Annotated in this window: 25 protein-coding genes; 21 read left to right on the top strand and 4 right to left on the bottom strand. The window is 39.4% G+C overall.

Annotation, left to right across the window (positions count from 1 at the left end):
- Positions 1–958 precede the first annotated feature (958 nt).
- On the top strand, positions 959–1,927 hold the full coding sequence (locus KZC02_RS03885) for an alpha/beta hydrolase (RefSeq protein WP_221392908.1): 969 nt from the start codon (positions 959–961) through the stop codon (positions 1,925–1,927).
- 22 nt (positions 1,928–1,949) lie between these two features.
- Here the strand turns inward: KZC02_RS03885 and KZC02_RS03890 are convergent, their stop codons facing one another.
- Positions 1,950–2,612, bottom strand: a complete 663-nt coding sequence (locus KZC02_RS03890) for a TlpA disulfide reductase family protein (protein ID WP_221392909.1) — start codon at positions 2,610–2,612, stop codon at positions 1,950–1,952.
- Positions 2,612–3,364 carry a hypothetical protein gene (locus KZC02_RS03895; RefSeq protein ID WP_221392910.1) on the bottom strand — a complete coding sequence of 251 codons (753 nt, stop codon included), beginning with the start codon at positions 3,362–3,364 and terminating at the stop codon, positions 2,612–2,614. The genes KZC02_RS03890 and KZC02_RS03895 overlap by 1 nt, the downstream gene beginning before the upstream one ends.
- 181 nt (positions 3,365–3,545) lie before the next feature.
- Here KZC02_RS03895 and KZC02_RS03900 point away from each other — a divergent pair, with 181 nt between their 5' ends.
- Entirely contained in the window at positions 3,546–5,780 is a 2,235-nt protein-coding gene (locus tag KZC02_RS03900) for a c-type cytochrome (protein WP_221392911.1), read from the top strand.
- Between the two features lie 223 nt (positions 5,781–6,003).
- On the opposite strand, the gene KZC02_RS03905 is transcribed toward KZC02_RS03900, so the two are convergent.
- The gene (locus KZC02_RS03905; protein WP_221392912.1) at positions 6,004–6,423 is read right to left on the bottom strand and encodes a hypothetical protein; all 420 of its coding nucleotides are present in this window, start codon (positions 6,421–6,423) and stop codon (positions 6,004–6,006) included.
- 274 nt (positions 6,424–6,697) lie between these two features.
- Between KZC02_RS03905 and KZC02_RS03910 the strand changes: the two genes are divergently transcribed.
- The 3 genes from KZC02_RS03910 (at position 6,698) to KZC02_RS03920 (ending at position 8,569) form a co-directional block, all read left to right on the top strand.
- Complete coding sequence (locus KZC02_RS03910) at positions 6,698–7,285, top strand: hypothetical protein (RefSeq protein WP_221392913.1); 588 nt, start codon at positions 6,698–6,700, stop codon at positions 7,283–7,285.
- Position 7,286: 1 nt separating this feature from the next.
- Positions 7,287–7,841 (top strand): RNA 2'-phosphotransferase, encoded by a 555-nt coding sequence (locus KZC02_RS03915; protein ID WP_221392914.1) that lies wholly within the window; start codon positions 7,287–7,289, stop codon positions 7,839–7,841.
- Positions 7,842–8,146: 305 nt separating this feature from the next.
- Positions 8,147–8,569 (top strand): hypothetical protein, encoded by a 423-nt coding sequence (locus KZC02_RS03920; RefSeq protein ID WP_221392915.1) that lies wholly within the window; start codon positions 8,147–8,149, stop codon positions 8,567–8,569.
- A gap of 378 nt (positions 8,570–8,947) precedes the next feature.
- On the opposite strand, the gene KZC02_RS03925 is transcribed toward KZC02_RS03920, so the two are convergent.
- Positions 8,948–10,261 carry an IS1182 family transposase gene (locus tag KZC02_RS03925; RefSeq protein WP_221394935.1) on the bottom strand — a complete coding sequence of 438 codons (1,314 nt, stop codon included), beginning with the start codon at positions 10,259–10,261 and terminating at the stop codon, positions 8,948–8,950.
- A 323-nt stretch (positions 10,262–10,584) separates the two neighbouring features.
- On the opposite strand from KZC02_RS03925, the gene KZC02_RS03930 reads away from it, so the two are divergent.
- The 16 genes from KZC02_RS03930 to KZC02_RS04005 all read left to right on the top strand — a co-directional run bounded on the left by KZC02_RS03930 (position 10,585) and on the right by KZC02_RS04005 (position 22,934).
- Entirely contained in the window at positions 10,585–10,908 is a 324-nt protein-coding gene (locus tag KZC02_RS03930; protein WP_221392916.1) for a type II toxin-antitoxin system RelE/ParE family toxin, read from the top strand.
- A gap of 25 nt (positions 10,909–10,933) precedes the next feature.
- Complete coding sequence (locus KZC02_RS03935; RefSeq protein ID WP_221392917.1) at positions 10,934–11,254, top strand: helix-turn-helix domain-containing protein; 321 nt, start codon at positions 10,934–10,936, stop codon at positions 11,252–11,254.
- A gap of 105 nt (positions 11,255–11,359) precedes the next feature.
- A complete protein-coding gene (locus KZC02_RS03940; protein WP_221392918.1) occupies positions 11,360–11,887 on the top strand; it encodes a hypothetical protein in 528 nt (175 codons plus the stop codon).
- Positions 11,888–12,071: 184 nt separating this feature from the next.
- Positions 12,072–12,698 (top strand): hypothetical protein, encoded by a 627-nt coding sequence (locus KZC02_RS03945; RefSeq protein ID WP_221392919.1) that lies wholly within the window; start codon positions 12,072–12,074, stop codon positions 12,696–12,698.
- A 261-nt stretch (positions 12,699–12,959) separates the two neighbouring features.
- Complete coding sequence (locus tag KZC02_RS03950; RefSeq protein ID WP_221392920.1) at positions 12,960–13,529, top strand: Crp/Fnr family transcriptional regulator; 570 nt, start codon at positions 12,960–12,962, stop codon at positions 13,527–13,529.
- A gap of 79 nt (positions 13,530–13,608) precedes the next feature.
- On the top strand, positions 13,609–14,472 hold the full coding sequence (locus KZC02_RS03955) for an SDR family oxidoreductase (RefSeq protein ID WP_221392921.1): 864 nt from the start codon (positions 13,609–13,611) through the stop codon (positions 14,470–14,472).
- A 471-nt stretch (positions 14,473–14,943) separates the two neighbouring features.
- Positions 14,944–15,510 carry a dihydrofolate reductase family protein gene (locus KZC02_RS03960; protein WP_221392922.1) on the top strand — a complete coding sequence of 189 codons (567 nt, stop codon included), beginning with the start codon at positions 14,944–14,946 and terminating at the stop codon, positions 15,508–15,510.
- A gap of 293 nt (positions 15,511–15,803) precedes the next feature.
- Positions 15,804–15,947 (top strand): hypothetical protein, encoded by a 144-nt coding sequence (locus KZC02_RS03965; protein ID WP_221392923.1) that lies wholly within the window; start codon positions 15,804–15,806, stop codon positions 15,945–15,947.
- A gap of 41 nt (positions 15,948–15,988) precedes the next feature.
- Positions 15,989–16,222, top strand: a complete 234-nt coding sequence (locus tag KZC02_RS03970; protein WP_221392924.1) for a hypothetical protein — start codon at positions 15,989–15,991, stop codon at positions 16,220–16,222.
- 67 nt (positions 16,223–16,289) lie between these two features.
- Positions 16,290–16,652 (top strand): hypothetical protein, encoded by a 363-nt coding sequence (locus KZC02_RS03975; protein WP_221392925.1) that lies wholly within the window; start codon positions 16,290–16,292, stop codon positions 16,650–16,652.
- A gap of 94 nt (positions 16,653–16,746) precedes the next feature.
- Positions 16,747–17,229: a hypothetical protein gene (locus KZC02_RS03980; protein ID WP_221392926.1), complete on the top strand. Its 483-nt coding sequence runs from the start codon at positions 16,747–16,749 to the stop codon at positions 17,227–17,229.
- 246 nt (positions 17,230–17,475) lie between these two features.
- Positions 17,476–17,799 carry a helix-turn-helix transcriptional regulator gene (locus KZC02_RS03985; RefSeq protein ID WP_221392927.1) on the top strand — a complete coding sequence of 108 codons (324 nt, stop codon included), beginning with the start codon at positions 17,476–17,478 and terminating at the stop codon, positions 17,797–17,799.
- Between the two features lie 6 nt (positions 17,800–17,805).
- Complete coding sequence (locus KZC02_RS03990; protein ID WP_221392928.1) at positions 17,806–18,288, top strand: SRPBCC domain-containing protein; 483 nt, start codon at positions 17,806–17,808, stop codon at positions 18,286–18,288.
- A 7-nt stretch (positions 18,289–18,295) separates the two neighbouring features.
- Positions 18,296–18,679: a DoxX family protein gene (locus KZC02_RS03995; protein ID WP_221392929.1), complete on the top strand. Its 384-nt coding sequence runs from the start codon at positions 18,296–18,298 to the stop codon at positions 18,677–18,679.
- 18 nt (positions 18,680–18,697) lie between these two features.
- Entirely contained in the window at positions 18,698–19,276 is a 579-nt protein-coding gene (locus tag KZC02_RS04000; RefSeq protein WP_221392930.1) for a YdeI family protein, read from the top strand.
- Between the two features lie 331 nt (positions 19,277–19,607).
- Positions 19,608–22,934 carry a choice-of-anchor tandem repeat GloVer-containing protein gene (locus tag KZC02_RS04005; protein ID WP_221392931.1) on the top strand — a complete coding sequence of 1,109 codons (3,327 nt, stop codon included), beginning with the start codon at positions 19,608–19,610 and terminating at the stop codon, positions 22,932–22,934.
- The last annotated feature ends 28 nt before the right edge of the window (positions 22,935–22,962 follow it).

Here is a 22,962-nt window from a genome sequence, read left to right on the forward strand (position 1 = left end):
TGATGCAGGCAGCTTTGAGAGAGCTGGTTGAAGATTTGCTAAACAAAGGGATAGAGTGGTGTTGTCTAACGTAAAAAATTACAGTCATAGCTAATTAGTTTTAACAAAAAAATTGACGAACTTTTAGTATCATGTTGCATTACAAGCTATTACAATGACTAATTCCTGCCGTACTTCATGACTGGACCAGGAATGGCTGTTAAGAGATCTTATTCTTTACTTACCTCAAATAGTCATATTTATTAACTTGCTATAATTGAAACACTTTACTTTTTACTGATTAGATTTACGTAGAGGTGATCTTTAAGAATTACAATGCATTACAATTGAAACGATCGAATTAAAATTGTTTTTTTACTATTTTGTCATGCAATGTAAGAATGAGTATTATTGGTATTTTATTATTTTTAATTTTTCACCTGCCGGTTACTTTGACAGAGGGTTATTACGATTAACAGCTTAAATCAAATAAAAATTCATTAACTAAGCGGGGATCTTTCTTTTTTCTTTAGCAAATTTCTGCAATTACGGGCCACACTGAAAGGATATGATGATAAAACAGGCAAAATGGCGATTAAGACGCCCATTGAATCGCTGAAACGGAAAAATACCACTGTTTTTTAGGCACAATCACCATCGAAATACTAAAATTAATAAAAAACAGCAAAATTGATTACTTCAAATAATACAATTTTAATGATAAAAATACAAACTGCTTTTTTATGGTTTCAACCGAAACAGCAACAATTAGTTTGGTGCTGTAATGTAAACTAGGTCACAGCAATAAAGCTATTTCTACTTTTGTAAATTTTATTCAGGATTGTTCTTGTAAAATAAATATTATCTAACTCTTACCAATATACGCCGTAAAACTTGTCAATGTTATTCGCTACAATATTTTTTGAACATCCTGTCAATTCCGGTCTCTGTCATTTTTTTACCTTTTACGAAAATACCCATGAAGTCATTTTGTCTGTTCATTACTTTAATATTTGGAAGTTTCGTTTTCTGTTACGGACAAATCACCCCAACAGGAATTCCTGATACTACCTTTACCCTAATCAGTTCTTTTCAACATGAACAAAAGAACCATCCCGAAATCGTTATTTCGGATTCAACCATGCCGACTAATGTAACTGCTTTCAGAAATGTTTTGTACCTGACAACGCCCGAAAAAAAACTATATCTGGACGTTTATCGCCCGGCTGGCAAACCGGAAAAAGTGCTGACAACCGTCCTGATGATCCATGGCGGCGGCTGGCGTTCAGGTAACAGATCACATAACAATACACTGGCACGGCAACTGGCTGCACGTGGTTTCGTGGCTGTAACTGCTGATTACCGCCTTTCTACTGACGCGCTGTATCCGGCTGCCGTCAATGACCTTAAAACTGCCGTGAGCTGGCTGCGGGAGAATGCAGGAAAATATGGGGTTGATACGAATAAAATTGCTGTGCTTGGTTTCTCAGCAGGAGGCCAGCTGGCAGCGCTGATCGGTACGACCAATGATAACAACATCTATAAATCAGCAATTAGAAATCATTCAAGCAGTGTTCAGGCTATTGTTGATATTGATGGAACACTGGCATTTATACATCCGGAATCCGGTGAGGGCGATGATTCGCGTTCAACTTCTGCCGCGACTTATTGGTTCGGTTACCCTAAAAACCAGAAACCTGAGCTCTGGCATCAGGCGGGGGCGCTTAACCATGTTAGCTCACAAACTCCGCCAATTCTTTTTCTGAACAGTTCAGTAGCCCGGATGCACGCCGGACGGGATGATATGATCAAAAAAATGAATGCTTTCAATATTTATACCGAAGTCCACTCCTTTCCCGAAGCACCGCATACTTTCATGTTTTTCGATCCCTGGTTCAAACCAACGCTGAACTACATTGATGATTTCCTGAAACGTATTTTACTTTGAATCAATTACTTAAACGAAAAAATTAATTTAAACCGGTATATTTTCTCACAAAACTGACCCAATCTATATTATATGGAATGGTGATGTATTTCCCGGCCGGAGTGATCAGTATCTTGGTTGGATAACCCTGAACCAGATAAGTTTTTTCAATTTTATTATCTGACATGGCTACCGGGAAAGAATAGCTTTTTTCTTTCATATAGGCTGATACCTTTCCGTCCTGATCAAAACATGCAATGGTCATCAGCGATATATGATCCGGATTCTTTATAATGGTAGAGTCATACAATTTTTGCAGATCAGGGTGCTCTTCACGGCATGGTACGCACCAGGTTCCCCAAAAATCGACAAGAATCCATTTTCCTGCTAACGCTGTACTTGAAAATGATTGTTTATCAATGGCATTCAGCACGATCGGATACGCATCTTTTGCTCCCTTATTAATGGCATCCGACCAATAGGAAGCGAAGCTGTTTGTCATGGAACTGCTGTTATAATACTGTTCTAGCTCATCTTTATATTCCGGGTCGACGAGCGCCATTTCCAAAAGTACAGATAACACCTCCTTTCTGTCCTTCGATTGTTTGGTTAAAAATGTCAGATATTCGTCCTGAAAGCTCTCATTTTCATAACCCAGTATAAAGTCCATATCATAAAAAAACTGCGATTTTCTGCCATTATCCATCAGATCCGGGCTAAATTCGAAAGCTGTTTTGAGATATTTTTTCTTTTTTCGATATCAGCCGTTTTTTCAGCCTGTGCATATTGAGTATATGCATATTGGTAGCGGTACCATGCACGTTTGTCAGCTCGTGATCCCGCAGAAGCATCAGCAGCATTTATCTGGTTCTTCGCCAGATCGGCAGTGATCAATGCCATTAACTTCTCGTTTACAGACCTAAGTTCCGGTTGTTTTTCAATGATCCGGCTGATCATCAATCCATAGCGTCCGGACCTGTTCTTATAAATATCCCTCTCTTCAATTTCTGTTTTAATGAACTCGTCTGTAAGCTTTTTTAATGTTGCCGGGTCCGTATTGTTATCCTGAACTTCTGTGAGTAAAATTATGGGATGAACCGTTTCAATGAGTAACCCGGCCGTATCCTGCATGATTCTTGCCAAAACTTTCTGCCCTAAAATTCTGTCGGCTTTTCTTTCCTGTAAAAGCGCTGCATCAAGGGAATCTGCTTTATCGGGCCATTTGAACCTTTGTGCAAACGCATTGTGTAACAAGTCCCGAAGTAATGAGACATATTTTGGATTTGAGGCAAGCCTGCTGGCACAGTAAAATGCTGAATCCACATTCGGCCGGCTGGTTGTAAAATGCTGAAAATTGTTAAATAAATCGGATGGAGATTCCTCACTCTTTTGATTGGACTGTGCATTGGCCACGAAGCAAGGCATTAGAAACATGCAGATATACGCGATACTTTTCATATTTCAGGAAGGTAAGTTAAACGCTGAGCAATATTATTTTATAATCTTTTCTATTTATAAATGTATTAATTCCTGTTACGCTAAATTTAAGGATTTTGTTGAAATGCTTTGCTACCGTACTGTAAATAAGTAAACATTAGATTACAAAACCTTTATAACTTGTAAATTGAAAAACCTCATCATGAAAAGAAAAGTATGGATTGCCGGAACGCTGGTTTTGTCAATGCTGATTGTTACCTGCCAGGTAGCAAAGCAAAACAGCAAGGGCCAGATCCTGAGTACAACGCCCGCATCAGTAGATTCAGTACCGCTTTTTACCGCCGATCCGTCCCCGCAACATCTGACACCCGAGCAAAGTTTAAAGTCATTCCGTCTACCCAAAGGCTACCATCTTGAACTCGTTGCGAGTGAACCGATGGTACGTGAACCGGTTGCCATTGCGTGGGATGGCGATGCCAGGATGTATGTAGCCGAGATGAATACCTACATGCAGGACGTGGAAGGTACCGGCGAGCATGCCCAAAGCAGCAGGGTATTATTGCTCGAAGACACTGATAATGACGGCAAAATGGACAAACGTTCTGTCTTTATTGACAGTCTGCTTTTACCCCGGATGATCCTGTGTGTTGGCCATGAATTGCTGGTGAATGAAACGGATACTTATGATATTTTCAGCTATAAAGATACCAATGGTGATGGAAAAGCAGATGTAAAAAGGCCGGTTTATACCCCGGGCAAAAAGTCGCCGGGCAATCTGGAACACCAGCGCAGCGGCCTGGACTGGAATGTTGACAACTGGATTTATATGACTGTTGACCCTGTTCGTTTTCGGTATACCAACGGCATTTTAAAGGCGGATTCTATTCCCAGCGGTTCAGGCGGTCAATGGGGATTAACCCATGACAATTACGGCCGGCTTTATTTTTCTTCGGCCGGCGGTGAAGTACCGGCCATGGGTTTTCAGATCAATCCTATATATGGAAGAATGGATTTTAAGGATCAGTACACGGAGGAGTTTAACCGGGTTTGGCCCATTATAAAAACGCCAGATGTAGAAGGAGGCCTAAAAAGACTAACGGCTGATACAACACTCAATCATTTTACGGCAATTTGCGGCCAGGTTATTTTCCGCGGAGACCGGCTGCCAGCTGATCTTTCGGGTGATTTGCTGATCAGTGAACCGGTTGGCAGGTTAATCCGCCGTGCAAAAGTGACCAACATAGACGGAAAAATAACGCTCGAAAATGCCTACCAGAAAGAAGAATTCATTGCTTCCAAGGATATGAATTTCCGGACTGTTAATATGTACACCGGTCCGGATGGCTGTCTTTATCTGGTTGATATGAACCGCGGGATTATCCAGGAGGGAAACTGGACGGGGCCGAATAGTTATCTTAGGCCGCAGATCAAACGTCTGGGGCTGGACAAGAATATCCAGCACGGGCGTATATACAGGTTGGTGTATGATGGAATGAAACCCGGCCCAAAACCACATTTACTGACTGAACCGGCCGACAAACTGGTTACTTATCTGGCTCATCCCAATGGCTGGTGGCGGGATAATGCACAAAAAGAGCTGATTATAAGAAATGACAAATCAGTAATTCCGGCGCTGAAATTAATTGCGGCCGGCCAGGATAACAAATGGATCAAATCACCATCTCCCCTCGCCCGCCTGCATGCACTCTGGACGCTGGAAGGTTTGAACGCACTCGAAAAAGCAACCATTTTAACCGCATTGAAAGACACAGATCCGGAAGTAAAGCGCGCGGCGATCAGGTTAAGCGAACCTTTTTTACTACGCTCCGACGAAGAGATTTTGGCAGGATTATCCAATCTGAAAAGCGATAAAAGCAGTGATGTCCGCATGCAGCTTGTCCTGTCATTGTCTTACGGAAAATCGGCTCCGGCGAAATCACTTACGAAGGAGATCCTGGCCGCATCAGCCGGAAATGAAGCCATAACCCGTGCCCAGACAAGTATTGATAAAAATGAAGATGTGAAAAAATTTGGCCAGCGTTTGGGCAGATTAAATGAGGCAGATAGGAATATGGTTTTAAATGGAGCGGTTATTTACAAGTCGCTTTGCATTTCCTGTCATGGTGCCGACGGAAAAGGATTAACGAGCCAGGCTGCCCCACCGCTGGTAGGTTCAAAACGACTGGGAAGAAATACAGATGCCGGAGTCCGGATTTTATTACACGGACTTACCGGCCCGGTAGACGGACAAACCTACGCCAGTGACATGCCCGCCATGGCCGATAACGACGACAAATGGATAGCATCTGTATTGAGTTATGTAAGAAATGAGTTCACCCAGGCACCTCCTATCCAGCCGGCAGATGTGAAAACCATCAGAGAGCAAACCGCAGGACGTACCAAACCATGGACCTTGGAAGAATTATCGCCGAAATAGGTAAAAAAAGGAATCGTATTTATGTGCTCATACATTTGATTGATAAAAGGAATGTATGAGTATATTGTGATTTCAAAGAATCAATCTTTATGACCGAACTTTCCTTTGACTATTGGAACAAACTGGCAGGCCAGTTAATCGTAATCAGCTCGTTACTGGCAGGTTTTTCACTTTCCGTGATCATTCCTTTAATATAGAGTAAATTTGAAAACAGTATAATACCCTATATCTTCAGAGCCATCATCATTGCAACGGCCTCCTTTCTCGTGTCCATTTTTGCCATGACAAAAATCCTGATGATGACCACTCCGGGTTTTCCATTTAAGGTAACTGGAGACGACTTAGTATTCCCAAGAATTGTCGGGCTTGTTTCGTTTGTAACCGGAATTTTGTCAATTATTTCAATCCTGTTTTTATCCGGCTGGCATAAATCAAAAAGTATAAAACGATTTTCGATTGTGGTAGCAATAGTGACTTTGGTGTTGATCCTTTTGATGACTTCATGAGGGAAGATATTGAGATGGATTAACTTAGAATTGTAGGAACTTACGAAACGTGTGTTAATTAATATGTAAGCAGTAAGGCAATGACGACAACCGGTTAGGACAATATGACAAAAAACATCAAAGATATCAAAAGCCATTTGGCTAGTATTGAATAAGAAAGATGCGCATTTTGTATTGTTTTTTCAATAAACACGGACAATTATTAGTTGCGCGTTTTGTAATGTTTCCAGTAATTGTCAAGAAAGAAAATAGAAAAAATTTGCATATACAATTGATTTACAACAACTTAAAATCATTTAAATTGAAATGCAGGAATATTGGAGCCAATTGACTAAACTTGTAGGAACGCACGAAAAGTGCGTCAATTAACAAGTTGTGTGCTATTATAGAACGACACACCCAAAACAAATAATGGGATTATTTGACAAAATATTAAGACGAAATACAAGCCCTAAAAATGAAGACGAAAATTTGCCTTTATTTTGGGAAGACAACTATTGTCAAATTGAAATTATTCCAAGAAAAAATATTGAGCAAATTGAAAAATCAATTAAGCAAATTGACGAGTTCATAGAAAAGACGAGAACCGAATATGGGTTTACAGATATTTTTATGAGAGAAGGTTTGCTGTTTCCAACCATAAATGAAGAATTTAGAACTGATTACTTTGAGAAATTACTTACTGAAAAGGGTTTTGAAAAAGCAATGAAAATTCGTTACGATGGATATACAATAATTGACTGCTCAAAAACTACTTCAAACGCATTTAGTTTGCCTTGTTTCAATTTCTTTTATGACTGCAATGACGTGTTTATAAATAATATTTGGATTTCAACTTCTCTTATTACTTCAAATGACCATTTCACTAAAATTTTAGAAGCACTTTACGAATTAGGCGAAACTTGCGAATTGGTATTAATTGATTGGAACAGTTCGGAACTAATTGACCTAACTGACAGAAATCAAGTAAAACAGTATTTAATGAGCTATTGGAAATAATATGACAAGCGATAAGCAACTGACACATATAAGCAAGTTTTTAAGTTTGGTATTGCGACACCAACCTGAAACAATTGATATTCAACTTGACCAAAATGGTTGGACTGACATTAAAGAATTAATTGGAAAAGCAAATGACAATGGGATAAAGTTCGACAGAGAAACACTTAATCGAATTGTTGCGACAAATTCAAAGAAAAGATTTGCTTTTAATGAAACGCTTGACAAAATAAGAGCAAGTCAAGGACATTCAATAGAAATAGAATTAGGCTATACAAACCAAAAACCACCCAAAATTCTATATCACGGTACAAGCGAAACATCAGTTCATTCAATAAATGAAGCAGGACTTGAAAAACGAAGCAGACAACACGTTCATTTGAGTAGCGACATTGAAACAGCAGTTAAGGTTGGACAAAGACACGGAAAACCTTTTGTATTTAAAATACTTGCGGAACAGATGTATAATGACAATTTCCAGTTTTTCATTTCAGACAATGGTGTTTGGTTGACTGACAATGTGCCGACAAAATACTTAAAACAAAATGACGAATAAAAATAACATCAGCTAACAATGGTTTTGCAATAGTGGGGCGAAACTGCAAAGTTCAACGGTATTTCTTCGATTGAGCCGCCGGGCAGCCCCGTTTTGTACAAAATTGAAGATTTGTGCTTCGATTGCCCCACCATCGCAAAGCCACGAAACGTTGTGTGCTATGTTTGACAGACCCTAACTTTGAACGATGTTTATAATCATAATTTTATTATTGCTTTTAGGTCTGTTGACAGGTTTAGTCTATTTGACACTGTTTATTTTGACTTTTGCTTTTACTAAACTAACAGAAAAACCAGCTTTGACAATTGAGAAAAAAGGAACTTAAAAAAATATTTTTAATAAGCTCTTTGATAATTGCAGGTATTACTGCTTATGTTTTTTTATTCACTTCACCTTCGACAAATTACAAGACTGCATTTATTGCGACAGAAAAAGACCATTTCATTTTAACAGTAAAAGGTAGACGACTTTTAATGGTTCACGACCCAGTTTCATTGTTCTTACGGAAAACTTATGAAGACAGTACAAATTATATTATTCCAAGAAAGCAAGGTGTCATCAAAGGCGAAGAATTACCGACCAACCCAGGTTATTACAAGTCTGTTGGGACAATAAACATTCATGACAATCAAGTTGAAATTAATTTATCAATAGACAACTATGACGATAAAAAATTAGACTCAGATAGTTGGAATGGAAAATACAAATTGGTTTGGCGTGACAGATAAACGTGTAGAACAAACAGCACACAACATGGGTTCGGCGTTATAGGGGCTGAACCGGGTCGCCGGTGCGAAATAAATCCTTAACTTTAGTTTTTCAATTGGGCTTTTGGTTGTAGTTGGGCGGAAGGAATCCTATTTCCCCTACAACGCCAAGCCCTAAACCGTCAGGCTGTGAAAAAACTAGCTTCGCTTAAAAAAATCACCCGAAGAACCGTTATTCCTGCTCATTTCCTGGCCTGTGCACGGTGCGGTTTTTAAGCAGCAAATGCCAGGCTATAAAATTTGAAGTGCTCTAAAAGGTTTATTATGTGGCGATTTTGATAAAACATGGCCCCCTTGGGATAGACCGGTTTCCAATGATTGAGCTTTTGCATGATTTCTTCAAATTTCAGGATATTCAATAACCTTTTCAGGTTGTAAACCGTCATCACCAGGGCCATTTCTCCATTGACTTTCTCTAAACCCCAGAAGGTTGGTATGGTTATAGCCCCATTGTCGTTTAATGGTCCCGAATATATGCTCGTTTATCTCTTGCCGTTTTCGGTAAAGTGCTTTTCCTGCCCGGTAATTCTGGGCGTTGGCTTCTACCGCTTCGGCATATTCGGAGCGTTCGATCTCGCGACTGCCATCCTGACGACCCGTGCACTGGTCGCGCACCGGGCAACTTCGGCACGCCGGGCTCCGGTATTTCTTGAATTGATAGCCCACATTCAACTCCCGTTTCTTTTGATGCCAGGTGCCCTTGGTCTTCAATAACTCACCCTGTGGGCAGGTGTAGGTGTCCTGTACCGGATCGTAATGGAACTTGTCTACCAGGTAGTCCGGCTGGGTACCCGTACGATTGGTATTCACTAGTTCTGGTACGGAAACGATGGTCTCTATGCCCACTTTCTGGCAATTTTGCAGCTGCTTGCCGTTGTGATAACCCTTGTCGACCAGGATCGTCATAGCATCCGAACCGGTGGCATCCAGGGCCTGCTGCGCTATGTCGGTCAATGCGTTGCGGTCGTTGCGGTTGATCGTGTGCGTAGCCACTACCAGTTTGTGCTTAGCGTCAACTGCCGCTTGTTGGTTATAGCTTACTTCTACTACCTGCCCATGGATCAGAAGCGCCCGCGCATCTGCGTCGGTGGTACTGATCTGAGGCTCGATCGTTTCAGTAAGCTGCTTCTCCAAGGTCTCATACTTAATTCTGGCTGTCTTTAAACGCTCCATCTTTTCCCCGATATCGCTAACCTTTTCCGGTGATTGTTCTGCTGCATCATTCTGATCCAGCTCTTTCAAATATTGTCTGGTTTTCTCTTCGATATAGGCCAGGTGGCGTTCTATTTTCTTTTGATTGTAGGTATGCTTTTTGCTGTTACTGGCTCTGAACTTCGTCCCATCAATGGCTACAACACTCCCTCCTATCAAATCCAGGTCTTTCAAAAAAGCCACAAACAGCCGAAAGGTGTTCTTCAAAGCAACAGGATTATCTTTCCGAAAGTCCGCTATGGTATGGTAGTTGGGTTGCAGCCTGCCAAGCAGCCAGTGCAGCTCTACGTTACGGATAGCTTCTTTTTCAAGCCTGCGGCTACTACGGATACCATTCAGATAACCGTAAAAGTATAACTTCAACAATATCTTTGGATTGAATGAAGGCCGTCCTTCGGCTTTGCTTTCAGCAATTTGGAATTTGAGCTCAACCAGTTCCAGCTTGTCTACAGAAGGCGTCTATAAAACGCACCGGATTGTCTTTTTCAATAAGCTCCTCCATACAGCCCAATACTAGCTGGTGCCGGTTAGCGGAAATTAATTCTGGCATATATCATTGATTATCAACAATCTAAAATACTCAAAATCAGCCTTCTTTCAAAGAAAGTTTATGTATATATTTGGTATTAATCAAACCGAAGTTTTTTCACAGACTGACGTTAGCGTCAACCTTCGCAGACACCGTACAAAGATCAAACCACGAATTTTGAGAACAAATAAATGTTTCCCAATTAGGAAATTTATATCTTTGATCAAAATTGCTAATGAAGCCAAACTTTGACATAGAATTATTGCCCGAAGCAATTGAGTTTTTAGAAACTATTGACGACAAAACGAGAGAAAAAATTTACTACAATATGAAGAAAGCTCAGTTTGTAAATGACAATGAACTTTTTAAAAAGTTGAATGACTTTATTTGGGAATTTCGGACATTGTACAAGAGTAAGGCTTATAGGCTTTTTTCATTTTGGGACAAAATAGACGGCAAAGAAACATTGGTTGTAGCGACACATGGAATTTTGAAAAAGACGCAGAAAACGCCACTCAAGAAACTAAAAAAGCAGTGGAAACAAGAAATCAATATTTAAACAACAAGGCAAAAAATAAATAGTTATGACAAATAAATTCAAAACTGTTTCGCTTGACAGAATGATTGACAAGCACATCGGCAAACTTGGAACAGAAAAAAGAGAAGTTTTTGAAAATGAGCTAAGAATTGACCTGTTGGGACACGCAATTAAACAAGCAAGACAAGAACGCAATTTGACACAAGAACAATTGGGTGAACTCGTTGGCGTACAAAAAGCTCAAATCTCAAAAATTGAAAACAGCGTAAAAAATGCGAGGTTTGAAACCATTTTAAAAGTGTTTGACGCATTAGGAGCAAAAGTCAATTTTAACGTGGAACTCAATCATAAAAAATTGGTGTACTGACAACAAGGCTTCTGCCAACATGGGTTTGGCATTATAGGGGCTGAACCGGGTCGCCGGTGCATTCCCTGATTTCCCCTACAATGCCAAGCCGTAACCAGTAAGCCTGTGACGACAACATACAACGAAATATTTAAACAACTTTTGACAGAATATAATCTGCTAGACGATCTTTTATTTTCAGTCGACTTGCCGACAGAAATTCAAAACATTCTTGACAACCAAATATTACTAACCGGACTCGGTGTAACATTAAAATCATTTGACAGGTTATACAAAGCAACCCACGACTGGGAAAATAAATCCATAATTGAAGACAGCGAAAACCATTTTCACGTTGACTGGCATATAGAACCTGCTGACAATAAAAAAGCATTTATGCTTGGAGTAAAAACTTTGACTTTGCTGGCAGACAAATTTCAAAAAGAAAAAATTAAAGGTATTAGATTTTGGTATACTTTTCAGACACCTGAACTCGCCCGAATTTGGACTAGACAAAACAATCATGAAGAAGATAATGACGAACATTTTATCAGTGACCGATTAAGTTTTTATAAATTGCGAGACGGAGAAAATGTTATTTCCACCAACGAAATTGAAAATAAATTTTGGGCAATACTGACAATAGACATATGAAAGAAGGCCTAACCGCTAACAGGCATTTGGCAAAAAAAGCGGGTTTAGCGATTAAATGTAGCTTTGTACTTCGCATTAAGTTCACTGCTGGTAGTCAGTTGAGTGCTTCGAAATCTGCTACTTCCCTGCAACGCCAAACCCTCAGGGTAAGTGATAATTTTACAAAACGACACAGTAAACCGAAATGATAGATTTTGATAATATAAAAACTTATTCAACTGACTTCCCAACGACCTGGAGTTTTTTGTGGTCGACCGAAGAAGCGAGGGAAATTCCTCAGGAACATAAAGATCAAATCTTCTTTCTAAACAATGAAGCAAGTGAATTTGTCAAAAACTATATTGACAGTTCAAAAATGATTACAGGTCCAGTATGGAAACCATTTAATGAAAGGTACTTCAAGACAATACAAGAATTTGAAGTAACCGAAAATTGTGAGAATGAAATTAAAAAATGGTTGTACAACAAACATATTCCGTTTGATAAGTACATATTGATTTACGGTGAAAGAGGCGGACAGTCTGTGACACTAACGTGGAAAATGGTAATTAAATATTGGAAAGGCCTTTTCTTTGCCGACGACCTAATAATATTTGACGAAACACTTAATTGGGGACTTTTTTATTTCCACGAAGACAGGCTTTATTATGGAACTGACAAAATCTACGATAAAGAATTTGAATCTGAAAAGACAAGAGAAGTTGAAGAATTGAAACAGAAATTTTTCAATAAAGACAATCTTTACAATGACGATAAGAAGAAATCAGTAAGACACTTCAGGAAAAAATATAACACAGACAGGATTGAATAAAAAAACTACCGTTAATATCGATTTGGCAATATGACGGTTGAACCAGATTGTTAGTACGATGTTTCTGATAGACGTTTATGTAAGGTTCAACTTTTGGATTTCTATTAAATCACACGGTCAGCCAGGTTCTATGTCAAAAATCCGCCAACTTCACCAGGCCCCGAACCCTTATCCCCTATTTTACCCACAGCCCTACCTACCCAACCAAACTTTTTACCAAATGATAAATGAACTTCTGACAACGGGTACTACCTTTCGCCTATGAAAGAATTTATTGATTATATCTTACAATTTGGCAATTTGAACAAACAGCAAACTGACCTCATTGTGAGCAAAGCAACCGGGCTGGAACTTCGTAAAGGTGAATACTTTTCTGAGGCCGGAAAAATACCCAGACAGATGGGATTCATACTAGAGGGTGTTTTTCGTTTTTGTTATTACAACAACAAAGGCGAAGAAATTACGCATGGTTTTGCTGACGAAAATAATTTTGTAACCGACTATCCGAAGTTTGAGGCGAGTACGACGACTTCCGAATATGTTCAGGCAGTTACGGATTGTAAGCTGCTCATTTTTTCAAAAAAAGATTGGGATGAAATTTCAAATACCGTTCTTGACTGGGACAGGGTTGTTGCCAAAGTGTATCAGAAATGTTTGGTAGAGACTATAGATAAAAGAAGTTCATTAGTATCAGAAGATGCGACCACACGTTATTTATCATTTATTGAAAAATCCCCGAAACTTTCCAACCGTATTCCGCTTTCCTATATTGCTTCTTATCTCGGAATTACCCAACAATCATTAAGCAGAATCCGGAAAAATATCCGTTAAAACCGCTTTTTACCAAATGGTAAACGGTTTGCTTTTTTAAATACAAAACTTTGCATCATTAATTTAAATAAATAAAGTGATGAGCAAAAAAGTTGTATTAATTACTGGAACAAATAGCGGATTTGGATGGCTTACCGCCATTAGTGTAGCTGCTTTGGGGCACAAAGTTTATGCTACTATCAGAGACATTAATGGGAAAAATGCCGATAAAGCAAAAGCCTTGTCAGAGGTAGAAAATATAACCGTTTTAGACGTTGCCCTCACTGATGAAGCCAGTGTGGAAGATGCTATTGAGACCATTTTAGCTAAAGAAGGAACAATAGATGTATTGGTAAACAATGCAGGTATTACTATGTCAGGTGTGGCTGAAAGCTTTACTACGGCTGATGTACAGGAAATGTTTGATGTGAATGTTTTTGCTCCCTGGAGATTAATGAAACTGGTATTACCTGCTATGCATAAACAATCGGAAGGCCTGATTATTAATATATCAAGTGGTTTTGGCAGATTTTCCGCACCTTTTGCAGCAGTGTATGGCGCTTCAAAATTTGGTTTGGAAGGATTAAGCGAAGGTTTACATTATGAAGTACGGCCGCTGGGTGTGGATGTAGCAATTGTACAGCCAGGAGCTTTTGCTACCGAAATTTACCAGAAAACCAGGCCAGGTTCAGACACATCAGTTGTGCAGGGCTATGACGTGATAGCGGATTTCCCAAATAAAATGGCTGGTGCAATAGGACAGATATTTCAAACAATACAACCCGATCCGCAAGAGGTTGCTGATGCGGTGGTCGGCCTTATCAATTTACCAAAAGGACAAAGGCCATTAAGAACGGTTGTTGACCGGGCAACAGGAAAATTTGTTAAAGCAGCTAATGACGCGGTACAGGTTGAGTATGAAAAAGCTCTGACTGCATTTGGAATGAAGGATTTGCTGGTCTGACCTGTTTTAAATCATGTAATTTCCAGTTTCAAAATACAGCTAAAACCTACCAGTCAGGTGAGGTTTTAGAACATTAAATACTCTGTAAGCTGGTAGATAAAAGAAGTTGAATTTAAGGACAACCGCTGGATTAATTTGGCATTTTGGCAGCTGAACCGGGAAACCGGAGCGAATAAAAGCTCAATGGAAGTAATTCTGTTGGGCTTTTGTGCTGTAATAGGCACAGGTATTTTAAATACCCATACATCTTCGGGTCTTAAGCCGTTGTCTGCAAACCGGCAACAAGAACATCAAGCAATGATCATTAAGTTACTTTAAGAGTAAAATTGTAGGACGCCTACCTGACATAATACAACAATGGTCTATTAAAATAAATAGGCAAACAAACTAGAAAAGTTAACTAAATCAATTTATTTGGAGAAAATTTCGTACAATTTGTTTTGAAACCGTTGAAAACAAGAAAATCAGCCGATGAGAAAACTAAAATTACAGGTACAAATATCTGTTGACGGATTTGTTGCCGGGCCAGATGGCGATGAAGACTGGGTAGTTAGAAAGGGTGATGAAAAACTTTTTCAGCTTATTAATGAATTAGCAGATACTTCCGATACGCTTTTGCTTGGCAGAAAAATGGCGGAGGTCTTTATACCTCATTTTGAAGAATTTGAGTCTGACAGCCCTAAACTGAAGTTTGCTCAGAAAATGGTTAATATCCAGAAAATTATTTTCACCAAGACTTTAGACCAACCATTCGGCAAAAATACCTCGCTGGCAAAAGGTAATCTGGCAGACGAAATTGCAAAACTCAAAAGCCAGAATGGCAAGGATATTCTGGTTTACGGCGGTGCCGGTTTTGTTTCTTCCCTGCTTGCCGGCGGACACATTGACGAGTTTTACTTTTTTGTTAATCCGGTAATGATCAATAAAGGAATGAGAATTTTTGACCTGCTTGACAAGCGGCAAAAACTTTCCTTTATTAGTACCATACCATCAGAATCCGGTGTGACGGTGCTTCATTATAAGTTGGATAAAAATTGATAATGGGTAAATTAAATTGGACAACCTTGTTTTTTTTGCTTTACCTGGCCAGAACTCCTAGGTAATATACCTGAGCAGCTGGGTGAAATTCGCTGAATGAATATCAGAACGCTATCCAGCCAATAATTTCAGTACATGGCTTACCTTTAATTAAAAATATTGAAGATAGAATAAATCTTAAGTTCTTGAACACAAAAATCTTTGGCCGTGGTGCAGTATTTCTTTACTTTAAGCCCGCAAATTAATAGCCTTAGCCTCACATGGCTTCGACAGACGATCATTCAAACATAGAAATGAAAAAAAATCTTATCATTGCGTTTTTAGCAATAACCAATATTTCCATCGCTCAGAAGACAGATCCGATAGAAAAAAACTGGATAATAAAATGTTCGGGAGCTGGAAAGGCTCTGAAAATGATAATCAGCGAAATGGGCTAGCCAAATATTGGATTCAACACAGATTTGAAGACGGAACTTTCTTGCTGTTATTCACCGCAATAGAAAATGGAGAAGTTGAAAGTTTTACTGAAAAAGGTCAGTGGTGGATTGAGAATGGCGAGTTTCATGAGTTACATTTCAATTCAGGAAAAACCGATGTTTATATTTATTCTTTTATCGATGAAAACCATTTAAAATTTAAAGCAAAAAATATAGGTATAAGTTTTGAGAATTCGGAATATGAATTTATTGATACCAAAATTGAAGACGAATAATAGTAATATCGAGCCTAAACCCAGTCAGAAATAACCATCCTGAAAAATCTTTACAAATTAAAACGCCATGAATTTCACCAAGCTTGTCCCCAATATTTTTTACAAGGACATCAATACCGGACTCAAAATTTTTGTAGACTGCCTTGAGTTTACAATCGGGCATAATGATATAGATACAAAAAAGCCGTTTTGCGTACTTGAAAAGGACGGGCTCAGGATAAATCTTTTTGAGGATATGGAACTGGCTGAAGAGCACCATCCCGAATTCAGGCTTGTAACGGGAAAAATCGAAGAAGTTTACGCGACTGTCGGCTCAAAATTTCCGGAACTGTTACATCCCAATTTGAATCAAATCACTTTAAGACCCTGGGGCGCCCGGGAATTTGCTATAATGGATGGGCAGCTTGGTATTATCATCCAGGAATGGTAAAGTATAATACTCTATATCAGATCTTTAACTAGCTTAACCTATATTATGAAGTAAAATTGCGTAAACAAGACTTAAAATTAAATCGCAAACAAATATGACCGAGTGGAACGACTTTTTCGTGGCTGTTGCAGGTGCCTCAGCGGCCTTAACAGGATTGATCTTCGTGGGCGTTTCCATTAGTTTGACAAAAATTCTTTCCATAAGCAGTTTGCCAGACAGGGCATTAATTTCGTTATCACTCCTGATTACTGTACTCGTGCTGTCCTTTTTGTCTCTCGTTCCACAACTATCAACCAAGACATTAGGTATACTTGTCCTGATAATTAGCGCACTGACCTGGTTTAGCATATTTCGTCTCGATCTCCGTAACATTAACAATAATCAAAAACAATACAAGCGACAGTATCTTTTTAGCATGCTCATTGATCAGATCGCCACAATTTGTTTCCTGATTGCAGGTATTGCAATGGTTGCGAGCTGGACAAACGGTATGTATTGGCTTGTACCTGCCATTATTTTTTCCATTGTAAAAGCAGTACTGGATGGCTGGGTGCTTTTAGTTGAAATCAACCGCTAATGATTTTCCTGATTTTCCGGCAACCACATTTTTTACAGCATGACACTAATCATCAACCAGCCTTTCCTTAAAGGGAATTGGCGAAGGATAATTTTGCCACCGCTGGCAAACGCCATTTCATGCATAATCTGACAATAGTTGAGTTCCGGCCAATTATTATAATTCATAAAAAATATAAAAAAAAACTTACTGAAGTTTTGCGTAGTTGAATGACTACGCTTATATTCGTAGTCAAATAACTACACAATGAATTTAAGACGAGACGTATTCCAGGCAATAGCAGACCCGACAAGACGGGCGATACTGATGCTGGTTGCTTCACAAACCATGACGGCCGGTGCCATAGCTTCAAATTTTGATACTGCCAGACCGACTGTTTCCAAACACCTGCAAATACTCACGGAGTGTGAATTACTGGAGCAGGCACAAAACGGCAGGGAAATTTACTATCACCTCAATGCAAAAAAGATGAAAGAAGTCGCAGATTTTATTGAACCGTTCCGCAATATGTGGGATGATCGTTTTAATAAATTAGAAAACATCATGAAAAATTACAAATCCGAAGAATAAAATTACATGGAACGGAAAACGAAAGTCGATGCCGAAGATGGCAAACAGGAAATAGTAATTACAAGAGAATTTGATTTGCCATTGGAACTGCTTTTCAAAGCGTATATAGACCCTGGTATAGTTGAACAATGGATGGGGACAAAAGTACTGAAACTCGAAAACAAAAACCACGGCAGTTACGAGTTTGAAACATCGGATGCTCAGGGAAACGTCGCATTCCGCGCCAACGGAACCATTCATGAATTTACTCCGGACAAGAAAATCACCCGGACATTTGAAATGGTGAGTACATCCCCTTCAGCAGGCCAGTTTCCTGTACAGCTTGAATTTTTGGAATTTGAGAAGCTAACGGACAATACGAGCAAACTCACTATGCATATCGTATACAGATCCGTCGCACAACGGGATCAGATCTTACGGATGCCCTTTGCGCAGGGTATTAATTGGGCGCATAACCGTTTACAGGAAATCGTAGTTAAATTAAAATAATACAATCATGAAAAAGAGGGACAAAATCATTTACTGGATTGCTACTGTCTGGCTGGCGCTAGGTATGACTTCAACCGGAATTGTACAAATAATTAAAATGAAAGAAGAAGCAGACATGATGACTCGTCTGGGTTATCCGCTCTATTTCCTGACCATAATTGGGGCCTGGAAAATACTGGGAGTGATAGCTATTCTCATTCCTAAATCCCCTCTGCTTAAAGAGTGGGCTTATGCAGGTTTTATTTTTGTGATGTCGGGTGCAGTATTTTCCCACCTGGCAAGCGGAGATGGTGCCAAAGATTTTTTTGGGCCTGTACTATTAATCATTCTGACTATAGTATCCTGGTATTTCAGGCCAGAGGATAGGAAAGTAATTTCGGTTGTTCAATAACAAACAAGTAGGAAGGTCATGAATCCAAAAGTTGATTTTTATTTTACCAAGGGCAAAAAGTGGCAGGAAGAAATTGAGCGGTTAAGAATGATCGTTCTGAATTGCGGACTGACAGAAGAGTTAAAATGGGGCTGCCCGTGTTATACCTTTCAGGATAATAACATTGTATTGATACATACATTTAAGGAATATTGTGCGCTGTTATTTTTCAAAGGCGCCTTGTTAAAGGATACAAGCGCAATCCTGATACAGCAAACGGAAAATATACAGGCAGCACGCCAGATCCGGTTCACCAATATCGTGGAGATAACTGAAAAAGAAGCAATTCTGAAAACCTATATTTATGAAGCCATTGAAGTAGAAAAATCCGGGTTAAAGGTTGCGTTAAAAAAGACCACTGAATTTGCCATGCCGGATGAATTCCAGCAAAAATTGGATAAATTCCTGTCACTGAAAACAGCCTTTCAGACATTGACACCAGGCCGGCAAAGAGCATATCTGCTGCATTTTTCCCAACCCAAACAAACCAGGACCCGGGAAGCAAGGATTCAAAAAAATATACCGAAGATTATGGAGGGTAAAGGATTGGATGATTGAATGGATTACTGTAAAATAAGGAGTTAAAATCAGGTATGTGCAATTAGTCAGAAGTTAGTCAGATAACATGATTAGAATCAGACTCGTCGAGATTATGCACAGCATTAGGTTTTGCTTTGTCGAACTAATATGATATGTTTGTTAAAAGTGTACATGCCGAAGTGAATTAACTACCCGGAGTTGAAACCTTTAAAGCCAAATGCTGATACTAATCAACGTATATAGCATCAGGTTAGGAAATGAACTAGCCCGAATTAGCGTTAAAAATAAGTAAGTCCAATTTGATTACCAGGTTACCAACTTCATCAACTATAAACTAAATTTACTTTCTATGAAAAATGTTATGTTTTCATTTTTTGGCTTCCGGCCTGGCAACTATTCTATTTTACTTTACGTTGTAATCTTTCTTTTAAGTATTCACTTATATTCGACAGCGCAAGGTGTCAACCAGCTTTGGGGGATGACTCCGGAAGGTGGAAAGAATGGCGACGGAACGATATTTAGCCTGGATGGTAATGGAAACAATTTACAAGTCAGAAATAATTTTACTTCAAACCCTGGTAAAAATCCAATTGAAACGGAATTGATGCTGTACAACGACAAACTGTATGGAATGACATCCAAAGGAGGTGCTTACGATGCCGGAGTTATTTTTGAGTTGGATCCGAACACGAATACTTACAATAAAATTTATGATTTTAACGGAACAGACGGAGGTTATCCGGAAGGAAGTTTAATATTGGTAAAAGGCAAGATTTATGGAACTACACCACGAGGTGGAGCAAACAACTCAGGTGTTCTTTTTGAATGGGATCCAATCTCAAATGTATTTTCAAAGCAGTATGATTTTACAAATGTACCTGGAAATCAGCTTAATACCCTTAACGGGATTCTTTACGGAACAACTAAAAGCGGTGGAGCAAATAACAAAGGGACTATATTTGAATGGGATCCAAATGGAAACATCTTTTCAATCAAAATTGATTTTGATGGCATAAATGGAGCTAATCCTAACGGAGGTATGACAATCGTTAACAATAAATTCTATGGAATGACTGTGTCAGGAGGAAGTTCCAACAAGGGGGTCGTTTACGAATGGGACCCTGTTTCTAATAACTGCTCCGAAAGATTTAATGAGGGCAGTTACCAAAAACCGGCTTATTATAACGGTAAATTTTATTGGGTAAATACAAGCTCGGAAAGTGGTTATGGAACAAATCATTCTTTCAGAGAATGGGATCCGGTCAGCAACATTTGTGCTTACTATGCTTTCCTAAGGTCTTTTGACCGCGAATTGACAGTTGGTTCTCTAACTGTTAAAAATGGAAAGCTTTATGAAGTTACGCATGAAGAGACTAATTCCCAAAATTTTGAGAATACTGGTTCCATATGGGAGTTTGATCTGGTTACCAAAGAATTAAACAGAAAAAAAAGCTTTAATTATTATCGGGGCACGCTCCCCAATGGTGCATACCCTGTCGGAGCTCTTGCGATTTACAATAACAAATTTTATGGAATGTCCCAACAAGGTAGTTCTGGTTTCTGCGGAAATATTTTTGAATGGGACATTGACAATAACGGATTCAAGGTATTGAACTCATTTAATTTTTCAGAAAATGGGACTTTTCCTAATAAGAGTTTAACATATAAAGCCGGCAAATTGTTTGGAGTTACCAGAGGTGGAGGATCGTTTTCAACGGCAGGATATTTTAGACACGGGGTTATTTTTGAATATGATCTAATCAACAATCTGTACAAAAAAAGATACGACATTAAGGCTTACGACCCGGATACCAAAGCCTATGGCGGAGGTGGTGGCACAAATTTAGTATTTTATTCAGGGAAGTTCTATGGACTGGGATCTGGACAAACTGACAATGGTCATAGTTCCATTTTTGAGTGGGATCCTGAAACGAATAGTTATACAGAAAAATACGCTTTTCCTGCAGCGGGTGGAAACATTCCACTTGGAGACTTTTCCCTCTTAAATGACAAGTTTTACGCAACAGCTTCCAACGGCGGAGTTAACAATAAGGGGGTCATTTTTGAATGGTCACCAACTACTAATTTGTATACCAAAAAATTCGACTTTTCGGATGAAAGTGGGTCCAATCCCTACGGGAACCTGACTCATAGCAATGGGAAGTTCTATGGTCTGACAAAAAGTGGTGGTACCAACAATGGGGGTGTCATTTTTGAATGGGAGCCGATAGGTAATACCTATGTAAAAAAAATTGATCTTAATGTTACCTCCGGTTTCAGCCCGGAAGGCAGCCTCGTGTTGCTGAATGGCAAATTTTATGGGGTAACCTCCAAAGGTGGTGCAAATGGTTTTGGCGTCATCTTCGAATGGGACCCTGTTAGCAATGAGTATACTAAAAAATTTGACTTTAACCCCAACAGCGGAAAATTCCCCACAGCAAGTCTGACTTTTAACCAGGGTAAATTTTATGGAATGACAAGCGCCGGAGGGAATCATGACCTTGGGACTGTGTTCGAGTGGGATAATCTTACCAACATATTTATCAAAACGACGGATTTTGATGGTCTCAATGGCAAAAAACCGGTTTTCTCGAACGGACTAATAACAGTTCCGTCCCCCGTAGCCAGTGCCTTCCCTGGCCGTTGCACTTCGTTTCCTGAGATAACCATCAATAATAACAACAATAATAAATGGGTGGCCATCACTGATAACCAAGGTAATGCAGTGGCCGAAATCAATGCAAATGGCAATAACCTTGGGTTCGTAAGTACGAGCTTGTATATCAATAACCTGGCCGTAAGACAGGAAGGCAACAAAAATCTCTACCTGGACCGTAACCTGAGTATTACTCCGGAACACCAGCCCTCATCCCCCGTTTCTGTAAGGCTTTACATAAAATCCGAAGAACTGGAAGCCCTGAAAACGGCCAAAAATAGTGACAATGTATTATCAGGTGTAACAGGGATTGGTGACATAGCCATTTTTAAAAGCGAAACAGGCTGTACTGCAGGTATCTTAAAAAGCGCGGTACCTCTTGCTACTACCGGGTTGAGCTGGGAAGGCGGAGGATATGTATTGACGGCTTCTGTCAGTTCCTTTTCTACTTTTTATTTTGCCAAGAATACTATTGCCGCCCTGCCTGTAACCTTGGTACGTTTCACGGGCACACCCCATGAAAAGAGTGTCCGGTTACAATGGAGCACTGCTTCTGAATCTAATTCTGCCGATTTTGAATTGCAGCGCAGTAAGGACGGAACCCGGTTTTTAACACTGGCTACGGTGAACGCCGCAGGTGAAGCCACCTCGCAAAAGGATTACCAATATGATGACCTGCAGCCTTTACCAGGTATGGCTTACTACCGCTTAAAAATGAATGACCATGGCGGTACCTCCGCATTCAGCAGGATCATTTCGGTCGATATGAATAAAGATCAGCTTATATATCTGTTCCCCAACCCTGTCAGTGATGACTTAAATCTTAGTCTTAACGATGACGAAAAGACCAGTTATAAGATTATGGATGTAAACGGTAAAGTACTGAAAGAAAGAATATTAGGAAAAACCAGTAAATCTCAACTAGTGTTCATCAACATCAAAGACCTTTCTGTTGGGTTATATTTTATAGTCGTAGAAGGATCCGGTTCCCGGCAAACATTGAATTTTATGAAGGAGTAACATTTAAGGCGATGAGTCTTTTAATATC

The organism is Dyadobacter sp. NIV53, from assembly GCF_019711195.1.
GTDB lineage: Bacteria > Bacteroidota > Bacteroidia > Cytophagales > Spirosomataceae > Dyadobacter.

What these genes read in the sequence shown, in the direction of transcription:
- KZC02_RS03985 (WP_221392927.1), top strand. Translation starts at nt 17,476, where the DNA reads ATGAATTTAAGACGAGACGTATTCCAGGCAATAGCAGACCCGACAAGA.
- KZC02_RS03975 (WP_221392925.1), top strand. Translation starts at nt 16,290, where the DNA reads ATGAATTTCACCAAGCTTGTCCCCAATATTTTTTACAAGGACATCAAT.
- KZC02_RS03930 (WP_221392916.1), top strand. Translation starts at nt 10,585, where the DNA reads ATGAAGCCAAACTTTGACATAGAATTATTGCCCGAAGCAATTGAGTTT.
- KZC02_RS03890 (WP_221392909.1), bottom strand. Translation starts at nt 2,612, where the DNA reads ATGGATAATGGCAGAAAATCGCAGTTTTTTTATGATATGGACTTTATA.
- KZC02_RS03900 (WP_221392911.1), top strand. Translation starts at nt 3,546, where the DNA reads ATGAAAAGAAAAGTATGGATTGCCGGAACGCTGGTTTTGTCAATGCTG.
- KZC02_RS03960 (WP_221392922.1), top strand. Translation starts at nt 14,944, where the DNA reads ATGAGAAAACTAAAATTACAGGTACAAATATCTGTTGACGGATTTGTT.
- KZC02_RS03915 (WP_221392914.1), top strand. Translation starts at nt 7,287, where the DNA reads ATGACAAGCGATAAGCAACTGACACATATAAGCAAGTTTTTAAGTTTG.
- KZC02_RS03935 (WP_221392917.1), top strand. Translation starts at nt 10,934, where the DNA reads ATGACAAATAAATTCAAAACTGTTTCGCTTGACAGAATGATTGACAAG.
- KZC02_RS03910 (WP_221392913.1), top strand. Translation starts at nt 6,698, where the DNA reads ATGGGATTATTTGACAAAATATTAAGACGAAATACAAGCCCTAAAAAT.
- KZC02_RS03955 (WP_221392921.1), top strand. Translation starts at nt 13,609, where the DNA reads ATGAGCAAAAAAGTTGTATTAATTACTGGAACAAATAGCGGATTTGGA.
- KZC02_RS03945 (WP_221392919.1), top strand. Translation starts at nt 12,072, where the DNA reads ATGATAGATTTTGATAATATAAAAACTTATTCAACTGACTTCCCAACG.
- KZC02_RS03895 (WP_221392910.1), bottom strand. Translation starts at nt 3,364, where the DNA reads ATGAAAAGTATCGCGTATATCTGCATGTTTCTAATGCCTTGCTTCGTG.
- KZC02_RS03995 (WP_221392929.1), top strand. Translation starts at nt 18,296, where the DNA reads ATGAAAAAGAGGGACAAAATCATTTACTGGATTGCTACTGTCTGGCTG.
- KZC02_RS03965 (WP_221392923.1), top strand. Translation starts at nt 15,804, where the DNA reads ATGAAAAAAAATCTTATCATTGCGTTTTTAGCAATAACCAATATTTCC.
- KZC02_RS03885 (WP_221392908.1), top strand. Translation starts at nt 959, where the DNA reads ATGAAGTCATTTTGTCTGTTCATTACTTTAATATTTGGAAGTTTCGTT.
- KZC02_RS03990 (WP_221392928.1), top strand. Translation starts at nt 17,806, where the DNA reads ATGGAACGGAAAACGAAAGTCGATGCCGAAGATGGCAAACAGGAAATA.
- KZC02_RS03980 (WP_221392926.1), top strand. Translation starts at nt 16,747, where the DNA reads ATGACCGAGTGGAACGACTTTTTCGTGGCTGTTGCAGGTGCCTCAGCG.
- KZC02_RS03905 (WP_221392912.1), bottom strand. Translation starts at nt 6,423, where the DNA reads ATGGCTTTTGATATCTTTGATGTTTTTTGTCATATTGTCCTAACCGGT.
- KZC02_RS04000 (WP_221392930.1), top strand. Translation starts at nt 18,698, where the DNA reads ATGAATCCAAAAGTTGATTTTTATTTTACCAAGGGCAAAAAGTGGCAG.
- KZC02_RS04005 (WP_221392931.1), top strand. Translation starts at nt 19,608, where the DNA reads ATGAAAAATGTTATGTTTTCATTTTTTGGCTTCCGGCCTGGCAACTAT.
- KZC02_RS03950 (WP_221392920.1), top strand. Translation starts at nt 12,960, where the DNA reads ATGAAAGAATTTATTGATTATATCTTACAATTTGGCAATTTGAACAAA.